Genomic DNA, 14,680 nt, shown 5'->3' with positions numbered 1-14,680 from the left:
TAGGGGCATGGAGCCCTGGCCCAGGCCCCGCGTGGTGGTGAGCGCCTGCTTGGGGTTCGCCGCGGTGCGCTACTCGGGGGAGCTCATCCCCGACAAGGTGGTGGCGGCCCTAAGAGCCCACGTGGACTTCCTCCCCGTATGCCCGGAGGTGGAGATCGGCCTCGGGGTGCCGAGGCCCGTGGTGCGCCTGGTGCGGGGGGAGGGGGGGGCCAGGATGGTCCAGCCCAAGACGGGGGAGGACCTCACGGAGAGGATGCGGGCCTTCAGCCTGGGCTTCCTCCAGGGCCTCGGGGAGGTGGAGGGCTTCCTCCTCAAGAACCGCTCTCCCTCCTGCGCCCTCAAGGACGCCAAGGTCTACGCCCACCCTGAGGGGGGCGGGGTGGTGGGGAAGGGGGCGGGGCTTTTCGCCAGGGCGGTGGAGGAGGCCTTTCCCCTCCTTCCCAAAGAGGACGAGGGGAGGCTCACCAACCCCCGCATCCGGGCCCACTTCTTCACCCGCATCTTCGCCCTCGCCCGGCTTCGGCGGGTGGAGGACCTCCCCGGCCTCATGGCCTTCCACGCCCGCTACAAGCTCCTCCTCCTGGCCTACAGCCAGAAGGAGGCGAGGGCCCTGGGCCGCCTCCTCGCCGAGGCCCAGGGGAGGCCCTTTCCCGAGGTCCGTGGGGCCTACGAGGAGGGGTTCTTGCGGGCCACGGAGAGGCTTTGGCGCCTGGGAGCCATGGCCGACGCCCTCCTCCACGCCTTCGGCTACTTCAAGAAGGCCCTCACCCCAAGGGAGAAGGCCCACTTCCTGGACCTCCTTGCGGACTTCCGCGAGGAGCGCCTGCCCCTCGAGGCCCCCCTGGCCCTCCTCGCCTCCTGGGCCCGGCGCTTCGCCGAGCCCTACGTGGAGGCCCAGGCCCTCCTGGAGCCGTACCCCCGGGCGCTGATGCACATCCCCGGGGCCTAGAGGAACCGGGCGAAGACCCGGCCCAGGGCCTCGAGGTTTTCCCGGGGGACCCGGTGGACGATGCGGCGGTCAATGTCCAGGTACTCGTGCACCAGGAGGTGGCGGAAGCCGATCCTCCTACACCCGCTCCACCCGCCCCCGGGCTTCCCTCGGGTTCCTCGCCCCGATGGCGAAGAGGGCGGTCCTGAGCTCCTCCAGGTAGTCCTGAATCCAGGCCGCCACCCGTTCCGTCCCCTCCAGGGCGGGCCTGAGAAGGGGGCGCGCCGCCGCCAGGAGGTCCGCCCCCAGGGCCAGGGCCTTGGCCCCGTCTGTGCCCGTGTAGACCCCGCCGGAGGCCACCAGGGGAAGGTGGGGCAGGACCTCCCGCGCCTCCAGGATGGCCCTCGCCGTGGGGATCCCGATCTCGCAAAGCTCCGGGTGGCGCACCTCCCCGAAGCGGACCCACTCCTCCACCCGGGCCCAGCTCGTCCCCCCGGCCCCGGCCACGTCCACCGCCGCCAGGGGGAGGTCCTTAAGGGCCAGGGCCGCCTCCCGGGAGAGGCCGTGCCCCACCTCCTTCACCATGGCGGGGAAGGGGAGGGGCAAAAGCCCGGCAAGCCTTTCCAGAAGCCCCCGGAAGTCCGTGTCCCCCCTCTGCACCGCTTCCTGCAGGGGGTTCACGTGGAAGGCGAGGGCGTCCGCCTCCAGCATCTCCACTAGGCGGATGAGGTCCTCCCGCCCGTAGCGCCTAAGTTGGGCCAAGCCCAGGTTGGCGATGAGGAGGACCCTGGGGGCCACCTTGCGCACCCGGAAGCTTCTCAGGGCCTCGGGGCGTTCCAGGACGATCCTGCCCGAGCCCAGCATCATCCCCACCCCTAAGGCCTCCGCGGCCTCCGCCAGGGCCAGGTTGATCCTCTCCCCGTTTTCCTCCCCCCCGGTCATGGCCCCGATGAGGAAGGGGGCCTTCAGGGTCTTCCCCAGGAAGGGGGTGGTGAGGTCCACCTCGCTTAGGGCAAGGCCCGCCAGGGCCTGGTAGCGGAGGCGGAAGCCCTCGAGGCCCGTGGTGGTCCTCTGGTAGGCCACCTCTTCCCGGAGGCAGGCCTCGAGGTGCTTTCGCTTCCTCTCCCGGAGGGTCACCCCAGCGCCTCCAGAAGGCCCTTGGGGACCTTTTCCAGGCCCAGGTCGTGGGCGATGAGCCGGGCGGTCATCTTGGCGGACATCATCACGCTCGGGAGCCCCGCCCCCGGCTGGTAGCTCTGCCCCACCAGGTAGAGGCCCCGCACGTCCTCCGAGCGGTTCTTGGGGCGGAAGGAGGCCGTCTGCCAGAGCACGGGCTCGGGGCCGAAGCCGTTGCCCAGGTGGCTATTGAGGGTCCACTGGAAGTAGTCCGGGGTGATGAAGTGGGTGTAGACCAGGCGGTCCATGAGCCCGGGGAGGTACCCCGCCTCGTCCAGGTAGCGGAGGGCCTTCTCCAGGTAGAGGGGGCCGAGCCTCCCCCAGTCCAGGCCGCTCCCGTTGTGGGGCACGGGGACCAGGGTGTAGGCGGCGTGGTGCCCCGGGGGGGCTAAGGAGGGGTCGGTGAGGGTGGGGAGGTGGAGGTAGTGGGCGAAGTCCTCGGGGAGGGCTTTCCGCTGGAAGATGTCCCGGAGAAGCCCCTCGTAGCGGTGGGAGAAGAGGACGTTGTGGTGCCTAAGCCTTTCCCCTTCGTCCCCCCGGGCCTTGAAGCCGAAGTAGGCCACGAAGAGGCTCATGGAAAGCCTCGTGCGCTTGAGGCGCCAGTCGCCGTTCCAGGTGCGGTCCTCGGGGGCGAGGAGCTCGCCGTAGGTGTGGACGTAGTCGGCGTTGGAGACCACGAGGTCGGCTTCTATCTTTTCCCCATCTTGGAGGACCACCCCCACGGCGCGCCGCCCCTTGGTGAGGATGCGGCGCACGGGGGCGTTGTACCGGATTTGCCCGCCGAGCTCCTCCAGCTTCCGGACGAGCCCCCGCACCAAGGCCCCCGTCCCCCCCATGGCGAAGTGCACCCCCCAGCGCCGCTCCACGAAGTGGATCATGGCGTAGAGGGCGGGCACCTGGAGGGGGTTTCCCCCGATGAGGAGGGGCTCAAAGGAGAAGATCTGCCGGGTCTTGGGGTTCTTGAAGTAGCGGGAGACCACGCCGAAAAGGGGCCGCACCGCGTCCAGGCGGAGGAGGTCCGGGGCCACCTTGAGGAGGTCCAGGAGGCTTCCGAAGTGGGTGAAGCCGAGCTCTAAAAAGCCCTTCTGGAAGAGGGCCCTGGCGTGGGCCTCAAAGCGGCGGTAGCCCTCGAGGTCCTCCGGGGCGAGGCGGGCGATCTCCCCCTCCAGGTGCGCGGGGTCGTCCTTGTAGTCAAAGTAGGTGCCGTCCGGGAAGTGGAGGCGGTAGAAGGGGTCCAGGGGGACGAGCTTCACGTAGCGCTCCGTGTGCTTAAGCCCTTCCTCCTGGGGAAAGTCGGGGTAGAGCCTGGGGTCCCCGGGCCTCGTGGCGAAGAGGTCCTCCAGGAAGGGGGGGACGGTGATCACCGTGGGCCCCATGTCAAAGGTGAAGCCCCCCGCCCGGTGCACGAAGGCCCTTCCCCCGGGGCCGTCCAGTTTTTCCAGGACCAGGACCTGAAGGCCCATGGCGGCGAGGCGGATGGCCGCCGAGAGCCCTCCCACCCCGCTTCCGATGACGATGGCCCGCATGGAGAGGAGTCTACCAGGCTTTCCGTCCCGCCGAGTTGGGCCTGGCCCACACAGGGGGCTGCCCCCGGGAGTGACCAGGCTGTGGGTCCACTCCAGCCTTTCCCGGGGGACCAGCCAGCGTCACACCTTCCGCCCCTTCCAGCGCCTTCCCGGGAGGAGGGCCAGGAGGTAGACGGGGAGGAGGAGAAGGGGGGCGAGGGGCGTGAGGAGGGCGGACCAGAGGGGCCCCCCGAGGGCCTTCTGCACCCAAAGCCGCTCCAGAAGGCCCATAAGCCCAAGTTCCCAACGCCCAAAGAGCCAAGGCAGGGTGTAGAGGGCGAGGTGGTAAAAGGCCGAGCCCAGGAGGACGGCGGGGTTCTTCAGGTGGACCGCCAGAAAGTTCTTCGCGAAGCCCGCCACCGCCTCCCCGTAGCCCCGGTACATCCGCGCCCGGAAAAGCCCCCTGCCCAGGAAGAGGCCGTAGGTCCGCGCCCTTCGGGCCAGGGCCACGTCCTCCAGGACCTCCCCCTTCACCGCTTCGTGCCCCCCGAGGGCGAGGTAGGCCGCCCTTCGGAAGGCCAGGACCTGGCCGTTCGCCACCCGTAGCCCTTCTAGAAGAGGGTGGGGGAGGAAGGAGAGGAGCCCGTGCATCACGAAGGCCACCAGGGCGCCCTCCCTAAGGCCCACCTCCTGGCGGGGGAGGGCGGAGACCATCTCCTTCCCCTCCAGGGCCTCCAGAAGCCCCCCCAAGGCCCCCTCCTCCCAGAGGACGTCGGCGTCGGTGAAGACCAAGACCTCCCCCCGCGCCTCCTGGGCGAGCTGGAAGCAGGCCCAGTTCTTCCCCGTCCAGCCCGGGGGCAGGGGGGCGCCCCGGAGGAGGCGGAAGGCGGGGTGGTGCCCCGCCGCCTCCAGGGCGGCCTGGGCGGTGCCGTCCTCGGAGAGGTCGTCCAGGACGAGGACCTCGAGGGCCCCCTGCCGGAGGAGGGCGGGGAGGGTCTTCTTTAGGTTTTCCGCCTCGTTCCGGGCCGGCACGAGGAGGGAGGCCGTGGGCCTCGGGGGCGTGGGGCGAGGCCTTAGGCGGGGGAAGGCGAGGAGGTTATGGAGGAGGGCGAGCCACCTCAGGAGGAGGAAGAGGAAGACCCCGAAGAAGAAGTCCCCCGTCATGGCCGAAAGAGCCTCACCAGGGGAAGCACCCTTTCCTCCAGGCTCCTCTTCCCCCGAAGCACCTCCCGGAAGCCCTCTGGCACCTCCCGGGGGTGGGTTTGGGCGAGGAGGGCGTCCAGCCCCTGGAGAAGCCCCCCCAGGGCCCTGGCCTCCTTGGGGGGGATGGGCTTCCCGATCCAGACGAAGGCCTCGGGGTGCTCGTACCCCCGGAGGACCACCCTTAGGGCCACGGGGAGGAGGGGAACCCCCGCCTTTTCCGCAAGCCAAGAAGCCCCTTCCCGAAGGGGCCCCAGGGGCCCCGGGTAGCGCATGGCCCCCTCGGGGAAGAGGGCCACCCACTCCCCCCGCTTAAGCCTCCGCAGGGCCTCCCGCACCCGCCCCGCCTCCAAGGCCCCCACAAGCTTCAGCACGGGGAAGGCCCGCAGGTTCTCCTCGGCCACGAGGAGGCTTAGGGGCCTCTGGTAGAGTTTCCCCAGAAGCCACGCCAGGTGGCCGTCAAAGAAGCCGTGGTGGTTCAGGACGAGGACCAGGGGGCCCGCGGGCGCCTCCCCCCTCAGGTAGACCCCCCGGAGGCTCCCCTTGAGGCTTCGCAGGAGGAGGGCCTCCACAAGGAGGCCCAGGGCCTTGCCCGTGGGCCTTTCCTTCAGGCGTTCCCAGAGGTCGGCCACGGGGTTATCTTAGGCGCCTCAGGGCCTCGGGGTGCCAGGCGAGGAGGAGGCCCTGGACCACGGCCAGGTTGGTGAAGAGGAAGAAGGCCATCTCCTCCAGGGGAAGCCCGAAGGCCCCGAGGCCTAGGGTGTACTGGGGGGAGATCCACCAGATCCCCTCCCGGATGGCCCAGGCGTCGGCGAACCAGAGGTAGAGGGTGGGGAAGGCCACCCCGAGGAGGAGGGCCCGCCGCCAGCCCCAGAGGAGGTCTCCCCCGAAGGCCCACTGCAGGAGGAAGACGGGGGCGAAGTAGGCGAGGATAAGCCCCAGGTAAAGCCCCTTCCCCCCGAGGGCGAGGAGGAGGACCCCCAGGGCGGCCACGAGGAGCCCCACCCCGCCCCCCACCACCCGGGCGAGGCCCCGCCCCGCCGAAGGCGGCGCCCCCGCCACCCGGTGGAGGAAGGCCCCGGTGAGGAGGGGCTGGAGGAGGAAGAAGAGGTACTCCTCCAGGGGCACGTACCCGAGGCGCAGGAGCACCCTCCCTTCTGGGTAGCCCCAGACCCCTTTCCACACCAGGTAGTTGTCCCAGGGGGTGGTGTAAAGGAGGGCGATGAGGGGCATGAGGAGGTAGGCCCAGAGCCTAGGGGGCCGGGGAAGGCCCGTGGCCAGGAGGAGGAGGAGGGGCGGGAGGAGGAAGACGAGGTGGAAGGCGAGGTAGGTCACGCCCGCACCCCCTCCCTAGGCCGCGCGGGAAGCCCGCCTTCGGGCCTCAAGGTGACCTGGGCGAGGACCCGGGGGAAGGGGAGAGGGTCTAGGCGGAAGCGGCGGAAGAAGGCCTGCAGGACGATGGGGCCCTCGAGGAGGGCGAAGTCCCGCCCCAGGCAGAGCCTCTGCCCCAGGCCGAAGGGGAAGTAGCGCCCGGAAGGGGTCCCCCTTTCCTCCAGGAAGCGCTCGGGCCGGAAGGCCTCCCCATCGGGGAAGTAGAGCCTCTGGGTCACGTAAGGGGAGAGGACCAGGGTGGCGCCCGGGGGGAGCCGATCCTTTCCCAGGAGGAGGGGCCTCTCCAGCCTCCGGGTGAGGACCCAGGCGGGGGGGAAGAGCCTCAGGGCCTCCTGGAAGGCGGCGAGGGCCATGGCCCCGTCCTCCGCCACCTTCTCCTGCCAGTCGGGGCGGTGGGAGAGGAGGAGGAAGGACCAGGTGAGGGCGCTCGCCACCGTCTCGTGGCCCGCCACCAGGAGGGTCACCGCCTCGCTTAAGGCCCGTTCCCGGGGGAGGTGGGAGAGGGGCGGGTGGGCGATGAGCCCCTCCGCCTCGCGGTAGAGGGCGGCCCGGTCCTTCCGGAAGCGGGCCTCGGCGGGGAGGTCCAGGAGGGCCAGGGGGCTTCGGGTCTGGGCCATGATCCGGTCCAGGGCCTTAAGGGCGTGCTCCGCGAGGCTTGGGGAGAGGGGCTTTCCGAAGAGGGCCCGCCCGAGGAGGCGTAGGGAGAGGGCGAGCATCTCCCGGTCCAGGTCCCGCTCCTCCCCCCGCCACTCCCCGAAGAAGGCCCGGGCCTCCTCCTCCATGGCCTCCCGGTAGGTCCTGACCGCCTTGGGCAGGAAGGGGTCCTTGAGGGCCTTGCGGGCCTCCTTCCAGCTTTTCCCCCAGTCGGTGAGGAGGCCCCTTCCCGTGAGGCGGGAGAGGGCCCGGTACTGGAAGGTGGCCTTGGTGGTCCCCTCGGCGAGGAGCGCCCCCTCCACCCCCTCGGGGTCAAAGACCAGGGCCAGGGGGAAGCCCGGCAGGGGAAGGAGGAGCCGGGGGTGGGCCCGGCCCCACTCCAGGAGGACGGCGAGGGGATCTTGCTGGAGGTTTCTTAGGTAGGGCTGGACCTCCCTCAGGGAAAGGCGCTTCATGGGAGCATCTTAACGGCGCACCAGGGGGCAGTACCCCGAGCGGGCCATGAGGAGGGCGAGGAGGGCCAGGCCCCCGAAGAGGAGCTTCTCGGGGCGGAAGAGGGCGAGGAGGAGGAAGAGGGCCGCCAGGGCGTAGCGGAAGAGGGCGATGGCCTTGAGGGCCTTTTCCGGGTCCTTCACCTTGAACATGCCCGCACTCTACCGGGGAAGCCCCTCCCAGGAGTGTACCCCCGCCTACCCTCGGGGGAGGCCCTTCGCCAGGCGCAGGTAGCGCCTCCTCGCCTCCTCCAGGTCCACCACGGGGTCCTTGGGGGCGTAGGAGGGGTACTCCGGGGCCCAGCGCTTGAGCCAACGCCCCTCGGGGTCGTGCCGTTCCCCTTGGGCCACCAGGTTGAAGACCCGGAAGTAGGGGGCGGCGTCCACCCCAAGCCCTCCCGCCCACTGCCAGCCCTGGAGGTTCACCGCCCGGTCCCCGTCCAGGAGGAGGTGGCGGAAGGCCTCCTCCGCCCTCCTCCAGGGGAGGAGGAGGTACTTCACCGCGAACTGGGCCACGGCCATGCGGGCCCGGTTGGAGAGGAAGCCCGTGGCCCTGAGCTCCCGCATGGCGGCGTCCACCAGGGGGACCCCCGTCTTCCCCTCGTACCAGGCCTGAAAGAGGGCCTCGTCCTCCTCCCAGGGGAAGGCCTGGAACCTCGGGTCCAGGGGCCTTTCCGCCATCCAGGGGAAATGGTAGAGGAGGTGGTAGGAGAAGTCCCGCCAAAGGAGCTCGGCCACCCACTTCCTCGCCCCCTCCCCGCCCCGCCTCTTAGCCTCCCAGGCGGCAAGCCTCGGGGAGAGGGCCCCCAGGGCGAAGTAGGGGGAAAGCCTCGAGCCCCCCTCCCCGTCCAGCCGGTCCCGTTCCTCGGCGTAGCGGGGAAGCTTGGCCTCGAGGAAGCCCCAAAGCCGCCTCAAGGCCGCCTCCTCCCCCGGCTCGGGGAGGGGAAGCCCCGGGTCTTCCCGGGGGATCTCCCCCTCCTCCGGCCCCTTAGGCAGGGCCTCGGGAGGGGGAAGGGGCGGGGCGGCTCCCCGGTAGAGGCGGCTAAAGGGGGTGTAGACCCGGTAGGGCTTGGGGAGGTCGGGGGGGAGGAGGTGGGGGGCGGGGAGGAGGTGGAGGGGGACGGGAAGGGCCTCGGCCACCCGGGCGTCCCGGTGGTGGCCGTAGGGGGTGTAGCCCTTCAGGGCGTAGACCCCTTGGGCCTTAAGCCTCCTCGCCGCCTCGGGCACCTTCTCCCAAGGGAGGCCCTCCAGGACCCAAAGGGCCCCGCCCCGGGCCCGGTAGGCCTCCCTAAGGGCCCGGACGTTCTCCAGGAACCAGGCCCGCCGCCTCGGGGTGGTCTTCAGGTTGTTGGGGTCCAGGACCACGAGGCCCACCACCGGCCCCCGGGCCAGGGCCTCGAGGAGGGCCGGGTGGTCGTGGAGGCGGAGGTCGCCCCGGTGCCAGACGAGAAAGGGGCCCATCAGGGGCTTTCCTCCAGGCTTGGGGGAAAGCGGGCGGCAAGGAAGGCCTTGGGCACGAGGAAGGCCCTTTCCCAGGCCTTGAGGTGGGCCCGCCTCCCCAGGTTGTCGTAGCCCGAAAGCCTGAGCTTGTCCAGGATCCCCCGGTACTGCAAGGCGGCAAGGGCGATGGCCGCCCGGCCCACCTTGAGGTGGCCCAGGCCCGCAAGCCCCTCCCGGTAGAGGGCCCGGGCCTTCCCCTCCAGGTGGGCCATGAGGGCGCGGTACTCCGGGGTGATGCGCCCCGCCATAAGGTCGCTCAGGCGCACCCCGTAGGCTTCCAGGAGCTCCATGGGCAGGTAGACCCGGTCCCGCCTCAGGTCCTCCCCCACGTCCCGGAGGATGTTGGTGAGCTGCAGGGCCTGGCCCAGCTGGACCGCCCGGGCCTCCGCCTCCCCATTCCCCCCGGCGATGGGGGCCATCATCCGCCCCACGGTGCCCGCCACCTGGTAGCAGTAGCGGAGGAGCTCTTCCTCTGTCCTGAGCCGCACGGGGCCGAGGTCGGTTTGGAAGCCCTCCCGCATGTGGGCGAAGGCCTCAAAGGGGATGTCCCAGCGCTCCAGGGCCCAGGCGAGGCCCTTCTCCCACTCGGCGAGGGGCCTCCCCCGGTAGGCCCGCTCCACCCCCGCCCACCAGGCCTCTAGGGCCTTGGGGCCCCCGCCCTCCCCGTCCACCGCCTCGTCCCCCAGGCGGCAGGCGGCGTAGACCGCCCAGGCCCCCTTGCGGGCCTCCTTGGGGAAGAGGAGGCTTCCCAGGTAGAAGGTGGCGGAGTGGGCCCGGAGGATCCGGAGGAGGGCTTTCCAATCGGGCTCCATACTGAGTTCAGTTTTAGTGTACCCCTTTTACGGGACTTTTGTCCCGCCCACACTCGGCCAAGCTGTACAAGACCTTGACAGGAGTTGTACAACCTGCTACCCTTAGGCCATGACCTCCTCCGGGGTGTACAGCATCGCCGAGGTGGAGGCCATGACCGGCCTCTCCGCCGAGGTGCTCCGCCAGTGGGAGCGCCGCTACGGCTTCCCCAAGCCCCTGCGCACCCCGGGGGGGCACCGCCTCTACCGTCTGGAGGACGTGGAGGCCCTGAAGACCATCAAGCGCTGGCTGGAGGAGGGGGCCACGCCCAAGGCCGCCATCCGCCGCTACCTGGCCCAGGAGGTGCGCCTCGAGGGCCTGGGGGCCGACCTCATCCAGGCCCTCCTCCGGGGGGACCTCGCCGGGGCCGAGGCCCTCTTCCGCCGGGGCCTCAGGCTCTTGGGCCCGGAGGGCGCCCTGAAGCACCTCCTCCTCCCCGTCCTCCGGGAGGTGGGGGAGGCCTGGCACCGGGGGGAGATCGGGGTGGCGGAGGAGCACCTGGCCTCCACTTTCCTCCGGGCGCGGCTCCAGGAGCTTTTGGACCTCGCGGGCCTTCCCCCGGGGCCCCCCGTCCTCGTCACCACGCCCCCCGGGGAGCGGCACGAGATGGGGGCCATGCTCGCCGCCTACCACCTCCGCCGCCGGGGGCTTCCCGCCCTCTACCTGGGCCCCGACACCCCCCTGCCCGACCTCAGGGCCCTGGCCCGGCGGCTTGGGGCGAGGGCCGTGGTCCTCTCCGCCCTCCTCTCTGAGCCCTTGAGGGCCCTTCCCGACGGGGCCCTCAAGGACCTCGCCCCCCGGGTCTTCCTCGGGGGGCAGGGGGCGGACCCGGAGGAGGCCAGGAGGCTTGGCGCCGAGCACTTGGAGGCGCCCGAGGCCCTCGCCGAGGCCCTTTGGCTGGAGACGGAAAAGGAGGAAGCATGAAGAGGTTTGGCCGCAAGGAGACCATCTACCTGAGGGGGGAGAACGCCCACACCCTCTACCGCCTGGAGGAGGGGCTGGTGCGGGTGGTGGAGCTTTTGCCCGACGGGCGCATCCTCACCCTGCGCCACGTCCTCCCGGGGGACTTCTTTGGCGAGGAGGCCTTGGAGGGCAAGCGCTACCGCTACACCGCGGAGGCCATGACGGAGGCCGTGGTCCAGGGGTTTGACCCCAAGGCCATGTCCCACGAGGCCCTGCACCAGGTGGCGAAGAACCTCGCCCGGCAGATGCGGCGGGTCCACGCCTACGAGGCCCACCTGCAGACGGGAGAGCTTCGGGCCCGCATCGCCCGCTACCTCCTCTTCCTCGCCGACACCCCGGCCTCCTACCGGGACGAGAAGGGCCTCTACGTCACCGTCTCCCACGAGGAGATCGCCGACGCCACCGCCTCCACCCGCGAGTCGGTGTCCAAGATCCTCTCCGACCTCCGCCAAGGGGGCCTCATCGCCACCGCCTACCGCAAGGTGTACCTCCTGAACCTTCAGGCCCTCGAGGCCGAGGCGGAAGGGGCCTTGGAGGCGGCCTAGCGCCCATGCGGGTTTTCGTCGTGGGCGGGACGGGGTTCGTGGGCCAGGAGGTGGTGCGGGCCCTCCTTAAGCGGGGCCACACCCCCCTGGTCCTCGCCCGCAGGTCCAGGCCCCTCCCCGAGGGGGCGGTCCTGGTGGAGGGGGACATCGCCAAGGAAGCCCCGGACCTCCAGGGGGCGGAGGCCGCCATCTACCTGGCGGGCCTTATCCGAGAGGGGGAGCAGACCTTTCAGGCGGTGCACGTGGAGGGGGTGAGGAACCTCCTAAGGGCCATGGAGCGGGCCGGGGTGGGCCGGCTCCTCCACATGTCCGCCCTGGGGGCAAGGCCAGACGCCCCAAGCCGCTACCACCGCACCAAGGCGGAAGGGGAGGCCCTGGTGCGCCAAAGCGGCCTGAGCCACGCCATCTTCCGCCCAAGCCTCATCTTCGGCCCCGGGGACGGGTTCTTCGGGGGGGTCCTTAGGGGCCTCGTCTGCGCCCCCCTTCCCTTCGTCCCCCTCATCGGGGACGGGAGCTTTCCTTTCCGGCCCGTGTACGTGGGGGACGTGGCGGAGGCCTTCGTGGAGGCCTTGGAGCGGGGCCTCGAGGGCACCTACGACCTGGTGGGGCCTAAGGAGTACACCTTCCGCGAGCTCCTCCTCCTGGTGATGGAGGCCTTGGGGAGGAAGAAGCCCTTCCTGCCCCTACCCCTTTGGCTCATGGACCGCCTCGTGCCCCTCCTTTCCCTCCTCCCCTTCAGCCCCCTCACCCTGGACCAGTACCTCATGCTCAAGGAGGGGAACACCGCCCCCTTCCCCGAGGCCCTTAAGGAAATCCTGCCCACGCCCCAGGCCCCGGAGGAGGTCTTGCCCCAGTACCTCCATTGCTAAGTGCCCGCACCTTGATTTCGCCACATGGGACGCCGGGGGTAGGGCTTTGCGAAGGCTCTTTTGGGGCCCCCGCTCTGGCGCAAGCCAGAGCGGGGTACTTAGGCCCCGCTCCTTGCCCTTGGCCTCCACCATGACGTCGGCCGGGGCGGGCAAGGCGGCAAGCAGGCGCTCCCAGTCCCTCTTCCTTACCCGGAAGGCGTGGGCCCCGGGGCGCTTTTTAGGGTCCTGGCTTGCCAGGTGCACCTTGGGCCGGCCCCGCCAGGTGGGAAAGGTGAGGCGGAAGGCCTCCTCCAGGGAGAGCCTCCCGGGGTTTAGGGCGTGGTGAAGGGTGTCCACCACCACGGGCACCCCCAGGGCCTCCGCCGCCTCCAGGGCCTCCTCCACGTTCCAGAGCCTCTCGTCGTTCTCCAGGGCCAGGTAGCGCAGGACCTCCCCCTCCCCCCGGAGGTTTTCCACGAAGCGGCGGAGGGCCCTCCCCTTCTCCCCGTAGGCCCCGCCCAGGTGGAGGACCAAGACCCCGTCTTCCGCCCCGAGGAGGGAGAGGACCCGGGCGGAGTAGCGGAGCTCCATTAGGGAGCGCTCCACCACCTTGGGGTCTTGGCTTCCCGGGTTCACGTAGGGCCCAGGGTGCATGGAAAGCCGCTGGCCGAGGGCACGGGCCAGGGCCCCGAGGCGCCCCAAGGCCTCCTTGTGGGCTCCTTCCCAGTCGTAGGGGAAAAGGGGGTGGGAGGCGAAGGGGATGAGGTGCTGGCCGATGCGGAAGAGGGCGAAGCCGTGTTCGGCGTTGAAGCGGAGGATCCTTTCCAGGTCCTTTAGGTTTTGCGCCACCTTCTCCCGCACCCGCTCCTCGGTGAGGTGGGCGAGGCGCAGGGTGCGGTTGGTGGTGGCCTTCAGGGTGAGGTTCTCGCAGGGGTAGCCCAGGCGGATCACCGGAGAAGCCTCGCCTCCAGGTAGACCTCCACCTCGTCCCGGACCTCGAGGAAGAGGAACCTCGGCCGCTCCAGGCCCCACTGGGAAAAGCGGGTGGCGAAGCGCCCCGAGAAGCGGTACCCCCCTCCCTCCTCCCGAAGCTCCCCAAGGACCCTCACGGGAAGCTTCTTCCCCGCCATCTCCAGCTCCCCTTCCACCACGAACCCGGAGCCTTCCCGGTAGGCCCTTTGGGGGTAGAGGCAGGCCTCGGGGTAGGCCTCGGCCTTCAGGATCTTCCGCGCCTTCTCGTCCCGCTCGGCGTTCCCCGAGTCCCAGGCCGCCTGCTTTAGGCAGACCTTTCCCGAGGCCTTCTCCCGCCCGTCCCAAAGCACCTCCCCCCGGGCCGTGGGGTTCACCCCCTCCCAGCTTCCCAAGGGGTAGTACCCCCGGTAGCGGGCCACCCCCTCCACGGCCAGGGGGGCCTGGGCCTGGGCCAGGAGGAGGAAGGCGAGGAGGAAAGCCCCCCTCACGGCCCACCCCCTCCCGAGGGGGAGAAGCGCCAGCGCTCCCCCAAGGTGGCGTAGTCCCGGAAGCCCAGGAAGAGGATGGGCCTGAGCCTGGCCTCGGGGCTTCCCTCCACGTGGACCACGTCCCCCAGGAAGAGGGCGTGGTCCCCGTCCATGGGCCACTCCGTCACCTTCAGCTCAAACACCGCCAGGGCCTTTTCCGGGACCAAGGTGTGGGCGAGCCTCCGGGCAGGCCTAAGGGCCACCCCGAGCCTCTCCGCCTTCCGGGCCTTCCTCCCCGTGAGGTAGCCCGCCCGCACCACCCAGGCCCGCTCCTCCCAGGGGAGGAAGGAAAGGGCCGCCTCGGAAAGCTCCCGCAGAAGGCTTAGGGTGTGGTTCTTCCGGTCCACGGCGAGGAGGAAGCGGAAGGGGCTTTTGGAAACGGGGGTCCACCAGGCCATGGGCATGAAGTTCTCCCCCGAGGAGAGGAGGGCGAGGCGCATGGGGTAGAAGAAGCTCCGGTACACCTAGACCTCCAGAACCTGCGGGGGAGGGTCCTTGAGGACCCCCTCCAGGACCTTCCGGGCCGCTTCCTCCGGGGAGAGGGCCCCCTTGGGCGGCCCCCCGAGGGGGGCCCAAAGCCCCGTGGCCACGGCGGGAAGCCGCACCAGGACGAGGTGCACCCCCTCCCGGGCGAGCTCCTTCCGGGCGGCCTCGAGGTAGGCCTCGAGGGCCCCCTTGGCCGCGGCGTAGGCGGCGAAGCCGGGAACCTGGACGTACCGGGGGTAGGCCCCGAAGAAGACCGCCCTTGCTCCCCGCTGGAAGCGGGCGTGCTTCAGGAGGAAGGCCGCGGTGAGGAGGTGGGCGGCGAGCATCCCCTCCAGGAGGTCCCGCCCCGCCTCCCGCACGGAGGCCCGCCCCGCCTTTCCCACGGCGTGGACCAGGAGGTCCAAGGGCCCCACCTCCTCCAGGAGGGCCTTGGCCTCCAGCTCGTCGGCGAGGTCTGCGGGAAGCGCCCTGGCCCCAAGCTCCCGGGCGAGCTCCAAGAGGGCCCCGGCCCGCCTCCCCGAGAGGAAGAGCTCGTGCCCCTTAAAGGCCCGGGCGAAGGCGCCCCCCAGGCCTCCCGTGGCTCCGGCGATGAGGACCCGCATGGCCTTCAGGCTAGGGCCTGGGGCGGCTTTGGTTTGTAGGGC

At 70.7% G+C, this 14,680-nt stretch carries 17 protein-coding genes and 1 pseudogene; 4 read left to right on the top strand and 14 right to left on the bottom strand.

What is annotated here, in order from left to right; all coding sequences use genetic code 11:
- Window positions 1-7: 7 nt before the first annotated feature.
- Window positions 8-949: a YbgA family protein gene (locus ACYQ0J_RS02805; RefSeq protein WP_460170654.1), complete on the top strand. Its 942-nt coding sequence runs from the start codon at window positions 8-10 to the stop codon at window positions 947-949.
- Here ACYQ0J_RS02805 and ACYQ0J_RS02800 read toward each other — a convergent pair.
- The 10 genes from ACYQ0J_RS02800 to ACYQ0J_RS02755 all read right to left on the bottom strand — a co-directional run bounded on the left by ACYQ0J_RS02800 (window position 946) and on the right by ACYQ0J_RS02755 (window position 9,658).
- Entirely contained in the window at window positions 946-1,062 is a 117-nt protein-coding gene (locus ACYQ0J_RS02800) for a HepT-like ribonuclease domain-containing protein (protein ID WP_280512754.1), read from the bottom strand. The two genes, ACYQ0J_RS02805 and ACYQ0J_RS02800, sit on opposite strands and share 4 nt — an antisense overlap.
- Before the next feature lie 4 nt (window positions 1,063-1,066).
- Entirely contained in the window at window positions 1,067-2,065 is a 999-nt protein-coding gene (gene fni, locus ACYQ0J_RS02795; RefSeq protein WP_460170653.1) for a type 2 isopentenyl-diphosphate Delta-isomerase, read from the bottom strand.
- On the bottom strand, window positions 2,062-3,630 hold the full coding sequence (gene crtI / locus ACYQ0J_RS02790) for a phytoene desaturase family protein (protein ID WP_460170652.1): 1,569 nt from the start codon (window positions 3,628-3,630) through the stop codon (window positions 2,062-2,064). The genes fni and crtI overlap by 4 nt, the downstream gene beginning before the upstream one ends.
- Window positions 3,631-3,750: 120 nt before the next feature.
- Window positions 3,751-4,773: a glycosyltransferase family 2 protein gene (locus tag ACYQ0J_RS02785; protein ID WP_460170651.1), complete on the bottom strand. Its 1,023-nt coding sequence runs from the start codon at window positions 4,771-4,773 to the stop codon at window positions 3,751-3,753.
- On the bottom strand, window positions 4,770-5,441 hold the full coding sequence (locus ACYQ0J_RS02780; protein WP_460170650.1) for a lysophospholipid acyltransferase family protein: 672 nt from the start codon (window positions 5,439-5,441) through the stop codon (window positions 4,770-4,772). The genes ACYQ0J_RS02785 and ACYQ0J_RS02780 overlap by 4 nt, the downstream gene beginning before the upstream one ends.
- A gap of 4 nt (window positions 5,442-5,445) precedes the next feature.
- Window positions 5,446-6,144 (bottom strand): lycopene cyclase domain-containing protein, encoded by a 699-nt coding sequence (locus ACYQ0J_RS02775; protein WP_460170649.1) that lies wholly within the window; start codon window positions 6,142-6,144, stop codon window positions 5,446-5,448.
- Window positions 6,141-7,310: a cytochrome P450 gene (locus ACYQ0J_RS02770; RefSeq protein ID WP_460170648.1), complete on the bottom strand. Its 1,170-nt coding sequence runs from the start codon at window positions 7,308-7,310 to the stop codon at window positions 6,141-6,143. Before ACYQ0J_RS02770 ends, ACYQ0J_RS02775 begins: the two co-directional genes overlap by 4 nt.
- Window positions 7,311-7,319: 9 nt before the next feature.
- Window positions 7,320-7,499 (bottom strand): hypothetical protein, encoded by a 180-nt coding sequence (locus tag ACYQ0J_RS02765; protein WP_093007492.1) that lies wholly within the window; start codon window positions 7,497-7,499, stop codon window positions 7,320-7,322.
- A 45-nt stretch (window positions 7,500-7,544) separates the two neighbouring features.
- The gene (gene phr / locus ACYQ0J_RS02760; RefSeq protein ID WP_460170647.1) at window positions 7,545-8,807 is read right to left on the bottom strand and encodes a deoxyribodipyrimidine photo-lyase; all 1,263 of its coding nucleotides are present in this window, start codon (window positions 8,805-8,807) and stop codon (window positions 7,545-7,547) included.
- The gene (locus ACYQ0J_RS02755; RefSeq protein ID WP_093007488.1) at window positions 8,807-9,658 is read right to left on the bottom strand and encodes a phytoene/squalene synthase family protein; all 852 of its coding nucleotides are present in this window, start codon (window positions 9,656-9,658) and stop codon (window positions 8,807-8,809) included. Before ACYQ0J_RS02755 ends, phr begins: the two co-directional genes overlap by 1 nt.
- 109 nt (window positions 9,659-9,767) lie before the next feature.
- Here ACYQ0J_RS02755 and carH point away from each other — a divergent pair, with 109 nt between their 5' ends.
- The 3 genes from carH to ACYQ0J_RS02740 are packed head-to-tail and all read left to right on the top strand — an operon-like array spanning window position 9,768 to window position 12,072.
- The gene (gene carH, locus ACYQ0J_RS02750; protein WP_093007482.1) at window positions 9,768-10,619 is read left to right on the top strand and encodes an HTH-type transcriptional repressor CarH; all 852 of its coding nucleotides are present in this window, start codon (window positions 9,768-9,770) and stop codon (window positions 10,617-10,619) included.
- Entirely contained in the window at window positions 10,616-11,203 is a 588-nt protein-coding gene (gene ldrP / locus ACYQ0J_RS02745; RefSeq protein WP_093007480.1) for a transcriptional regulator LdrP, read from the top strand. Before carH ends, ldrP begins: the two co-directional genes overlap by 4 nt.
- Window positions 11,204-11,208: 5 nt before the next feature.
- Window positions 11,209-12,072: an NAD-dependent epimerase/dehydratase family protein gene (locus ACYQ0J_RS02740; protein ID WP_093007478.1), complete on the top strand. Its 864-nt coding sequence runs from the start codon at window positions 11,209-11,211 to the stop codon at window positions 12,070-12,072.
- A gap of 111 nt (window positions 12,073-12,183) precedes the next feature.
- On the opposite strand, the pseudogene uvsE reads toward ACYQ0J_RS02740, so the two are convergent.
- From uvsE to ACYQ0J_RS02720, 4 genes and pseudogenes are all read right to left on the bottom strand, one after another.
- Window positions 12,184-13,002, bottom strand: a pseudogene (gene uvsE, locus ACYQ0J_RS02735) (UV DNA damage repair endonuclease UvsE); the annotation flags it as partial.
- Window positions 12,999-13,511 (bottom strand): YceI family protein, encoded by a 513-nt coding sequence (locus ACYQ0J_RS02730; RefSeq protein WP_093007476.1) that lies wholly within the window; start codon window positions 13,509-13,511, stop codon window positions 12,999-13,001. The gene ACYQ0J_RS02730 and the pseudogene uvsE, both read right to left, overlap by 4 nt.
- Window positions 13,508-14,014: a flavin reductase family protein gene (locus ACYQ0J_RS02725; RefSeq protein WP_093007474.1), complete on the bottom strand. Its 507-nt coding sequence runs from the start codon at window positions 14,012-14,014 to the stop codon at window positions 13,508-13,510. The genes ACYQ0J_RS02730 and ACYQ0J_RS02725 overlap by 4 nt, the downstream gene beginning before the upstream one ends.
- Window positions 14,015-14,638, bottom strand: a complete 624-nt coding sequence (locus tag ACYQ0J_RS02720) for an SDR family NAD(P)-dependent oxidoreductase (protein WP_093007546.1) — start codon at window positions 14,636-14,638, stop codon at window positions 14,015-14,017.
- Window positions 14,639-14,680: the final 42 nt, after the last annotated feature.

Source organism: Thermus sp. FJN-A (assembly GCF_054655095.1).
Note: the sequence above shows the minus strand (reverse complement) of the source record. Positions and strands in the feature narration are given on the sequence as shown.